The organism is Acuticoccus sediminis, from assembly GCF_003258595.1.
Classification (GTDB): Bacteria; Pseudomonadota; Alphaproteobacteria; order Rhizobiales; family Amorphaceae; genus Acuticoccus; species Acuticoccus sediminis.
This window is the reverse complement of sequence record NZ_QHHQ01000044.1, coordinates 1-1059: the sequence shown is the minus strand read 5'-3', so window position 1 is coordinate 1059 and position 1059 is coordinate 1. Positions and strand designations below refer to the sequence as shown.

1 protein-coding gene is annotated in these 1059 nt (G+C 63.8%); it reads right to left on the bottom strand.

What is annotated here, in order from left to right; all coding sequences use genetic code 11:
- Positions 1-395: 395 nt before the first annotated feature.
- A partial coding sequence (locus tag DLJ53_RS34600; RefSeq protein ID WP_244935245.1) for an IS5 family transposase occupies positions 396-1059 on the bottom strand: 664 nt, incomplete at its 5' end.

Here is a 1059-nt window from a genome sequence, read left to right as displayed (position 1 = left end):
GGGTGGATCGTGATGATCCGGAGCAATTGGAGCACAAACCGGCGGCTTCACGTAAATGCGTTGTCGTTCGAATGGTACTAATCGGGTTAACGCCGATCGGAAGACGCTCAAACCTTACCTTCTGAAGCGGCGGAGCGGACTTGCATCTGATGAGCCGGCGCGTCACCCAATTCGTGTCCGTCGATGCGTCCCTCAGTACCGTATCGGCGACTTCCGCCACCGTATCCACCCGTGATATCGAAGGGCCTCATCTACGGGCTCCCTGCGTCCGTAGATGACGATGCTGCCGAGCTATCCTCCGCAGTGTCCCGGAGCCGGTGAGGCGCAGCCGCCAGCCCGCCTCGCCGGTTCCGGTTGCGAGTGTGCCTTCTCTTAGAGTCCGTTTGAGAACGGCCTCAATGGCTGATGCGCCGGAGGAGGAGGCCGCCCATGGCGACGTGGATCATGGCTTCGGAGACGTCGATGCGTTGCTTGAAATCGCGCACGAGACGGCGCCAGCGGGTCATCCAGCCGAAGGTGCGCTCGACCACCCAGCGGCGTGGCAACACCTTGAACCCGGTCTCACCGGTGATGCGGCGGACGACCTCGACCACGAAGTCCTGGAACGCCGCCTTGTCCATCAGGCGGGTTCGATCGTAGGCGCCGTCGGCGAACAGGTGCTTGATCCACGGCCAGCGTTTGCGGATCGCATCGAGGATCTCTCCCGCGCCGGCGCTGTCGGAGATGTCCGCCGGCGTGAGGTTGACCATCAGGAGGCGGCCGTCCGTGTCGACGGCGATGTGGCGCTTGCGGCCGGTGATCCTTTTGGCACCGTCGAAACCGCGGGCGGCGCCGGCCGCCGGTGCCTTGACGGTCTGGCTGTCCACGACGCCAGCGCTGGGGCTCGCCTCACGCCCGGAGCGCTCCCGATCGATCATCAGGGCAATGTCGTGGATGGTGCGGAACAACATCCGCCGCACAAAGCGCCGGAACCACCAATAGATGAGGTGCTCCCGAAAAATCGGACAGGGCTGTAAGCTACGGAAGGGACCTGCTGGTCTTCGGATGAGGAGATCAGCG